This is a genomic window from Rhodoferax sp. (assembly GCF_037143375.1).
Lineage (GTDB): Bacteria > Pseudomonadota > Gammaproteobacteria > Burkholderiales > Burkholderiaceae_C > Rhodoferax.
Window position 1 is genome coordinate 1 of record NZ_JBAWYV010000258.1, and the last position, 2810, is coordinate 2810.

Sequence of the window (2810 nt, forward strand, 5' to 3'; positions counted from 1 at the left end):
TGGCCCTGACCGAAGACGACAACGAGCCGCCCACGCTGTCGGTGTTTGACGACGATGGCCCCGCCAGCATCAGCCTGAAACGCCTGAATGCGTTTGCCGACGGCGTCTGGGCGGTGTACGACCTGCATGAACTCTGGCGCAACTTCGGCCCCCGTGTGGAGACGATTCACAAAGTGGCGACACCGGGTAGGAATGACCCTTGTTCTTGCGGGAGCGGGAAGAAGTTTAAGAAGTGTTGCGGGGCTTGACACTTGGGTCCGACCAGTTCTATTCCACTTGCAGCAAGGAATCAAGCCTGACCTCAATAGTTAGTTGAGACTTAACCGACATGCCACCTATTCTGCCGGGGCTGAATATTGTTTTGGCAAAAGAGTCCTGAACAAAACGGTTGGCCTGCTCGGAAAGTAAACCGCCTTCAATCAAGACCTGATCAATGCGCCCGCCCTCATTGATCAGCAAATGAGCGATTACCGGGTGCGGGGAAATGTCGGGTAAGACCTGAGGCTGCGCGGGCGCATCATCGCGCAAAAATACAGGTTTTTCTGTCAGCTCACCCGGCTTAAAGTAATGAGGTTCAGGGAGAGGTCCTGTTACTTGTGTGTCTGTTTTTTGGCTGGAATTCTGAGCTGTGACTGACGAAGAAACCATGGGGAAATCATCGGGTTCAAGAGGAGTTGGTGATTGACTTAAGTGCTCTGGCACCATGACTGGGGGAGCACTGTCTGGTTGTATCTCATTAGCCAGTCGTAGTTGACTCGCCGGTTGTGGTGCAACTACGTTCGCTTTTAGAAAAAGCATACTTTGAGTACCAAGTGTGCTCACGCTTCTGCTATGGATCAGTACCGTAACCAGTCCAATATGCGCTGTGAATGAAAGCAGGCATGCCAACAGCCAAGGGCGTCGAATCACCAAAAATACACCCCCCAACGAAATGATTCCACTATAAAAGTTGACAGTGCATGGCGTAAACCATGCACTGTCGCTAGTTACTCTGTGACCAGTTCACGCCAGGAAACTCGTCTTGTACTGTTCGTGCCCGATCCCACATTAAACCGGTGCTCCAACTTGACAGGTGCGCCAGAAGAAAGGCGGAACATATCCAAAGTTTTACCACTTGGCAGTTGAATAACATTGGGTGAAGTGGCAATGCCCAAGCCTAAGGTGCTGGCAATGACATCGGTCGTCCCCACGGCACCGCCGGTCAAATAATCCAACATATAACCAAATGCAGGCAGCTCATTCAAAGCCGGGTCCCCGCAGACCACTGAGGTAGAAGCCACCGGCACGCTGGTTGAAAAAGCCAGTGTTCCAAGAACGAGTTTGGGATCGGTAAACTCAATTTCATGGGCGTTCACCGGGAAGTCGATAAACCAGCCGTTTTTAGAGGTGGAAGTGATGCTGTCTGCGGCAACGGTCCCGGTGTTGAGGGAGACAGTTCTGATCTGCGTGCCCGGATCACAAATTTCAATAGCGGTCCCGGTCGGGCAGGTTCCATTGACAGCAGTTTTCTTGATAAATGAACTATCGGTACGAATGCTGGCGTACGCGGTGGAGGTCACATTGTCTTTGACCCCGTAAAAAGATTGTTGCTGCGTATTGCCGACATCCCCCGTCCCGAGGTAACGACCTGTACCGACAAAAACAACTGGTGTTCCATTCAGCGTTGTGACTTGAGGCCTGGCCGTAATAGGCTGTGGATTGCCTGAGGGGTCTAAAAAAGTCGCCAGCAATTGTTTGCTGAAGCCGGCAGACCCGGAGACCTCGGTGGTAAACCGCCAAAGGTTGCCCAGCAGGTCGCCACCATAAACCCGTGTAGTGACATTGTCCGAGCCCGCTTTGGCAATGATTCTAGACAAGCCGCTTGGGCCACTCACTGCAGTGGAGATGGGGCTACCGCTAACGTTAACCCCGGTGCTGGCATTTAGAACATACAAATAGCCGTTGCCATCGCCAGCGGACGTCACACAACCGGTTGATGTACTTCTTGCGCAGTTGTTATAGCCCGACGATACGATCACCACCCATGTGCCGTTGTCTAACTTGGTGATCTCAGGGTTGCCGAAGGTGTATCCCATGTTGGCATTGGTAAATTCCCAAAGAAGTACCGGTGTTGCCGGGTCGGTAATATCAAGGGCGTAGTAGCCGGTGCCGCCACCATTGAGGCCGCCCACCAAAATGGTTTTCCAAACGCCGTTGATCAAGGCGTCGCTGGATTTTGGCGTGCCCTCCACAAAATACTGATGTTTGTTGGAGTAGCTTTTGTCCGCCAGTGCATACAGTTTTGGCAAGACAAAAGAGGGGATGTAGGCCCATTTTTCGTCCCCCGTCCCTGCATCAAAAGCGTGCAGCATGCCATCGTTCGCGGCTGCAAAAACAACGGCGGCACGGTTTGCTTGCGCTGTCTTGAATGCGGCGTAGCCCGAATCGGTGTACGTTTTGCTGGGTGGCCCAACGTACTGTGGCTGGGCAGAAACAATATCACCCAAAACGTGCGTGCGATGCCTGAAATAATGTGAGGTATCGGACACTGTCCCCTCCTCGTTGCTGCGGTCGCCACGCAGGTAGTTGACCAATGCCTCGCCTGCAGCGCCACTCGTCGCGACCGTGAAATTACTTTGCGCGGAAGACGTAAGGCAATTTGTGCCGGTTGAGCAGAATTGGCTAAGTCCCGTGATCTGTACCGGGTAGGCTGGCGGAGAGGTTGAAATATTGGGAGTTTTGAAATACGCAGCTAAAGTCGTATTGTTTTGCAAATTGGCCCAGGTAAATAAAGTCAGAACAGGTGCTGAAACTGTCCCCGTATTGGTGTA

The 2810-nt window shown here is 52.5% G+C and carries 3 protein-coding genes; 1 reads left to right on the plus strand and 2 read right to left on the minus strand.

The genetic code is table 11. From position 1 onward, the window contains the following. Positions 1 to 248: SEC-C metal-binding domain-containing protein (locus WCG50_RS18685; protein ID WP_336901104.1), on the plus strand; the 248-nt coding region annotated here is incomplete at its 5' end. 19 nt (positions 249 to 267) lie between these two features. Here WCG50_RS18685 and WCG50_RS18690 read toward each other — a convergent pair. Together WCG50_RS18690 and WCG50_RS18695 are read right to left on the minus strand one after the other, a co-directional pair. Continuing rightward, the gene (locus tag WCG50_RS18690) at positions 268 to 822 is read right to left on the minus strand and encodes a hypothetical protein (protein WP_336901105.1); all 555 of its coding nucleotides are present in this window, start codon (positions 820 to 822) and stop codon (positions 268 to 270) included. 164 nt (positions 823 to 986) lie between these two features. Then, positions 987 to 2810, minus strand: a 1824-nt coding sequence (locus WCG50_RS18695) for a PilC/PilY family type IV pilus protein (protein ID WP_336901106.1), incomplete at its 5' end; no start/stop codon positions are given.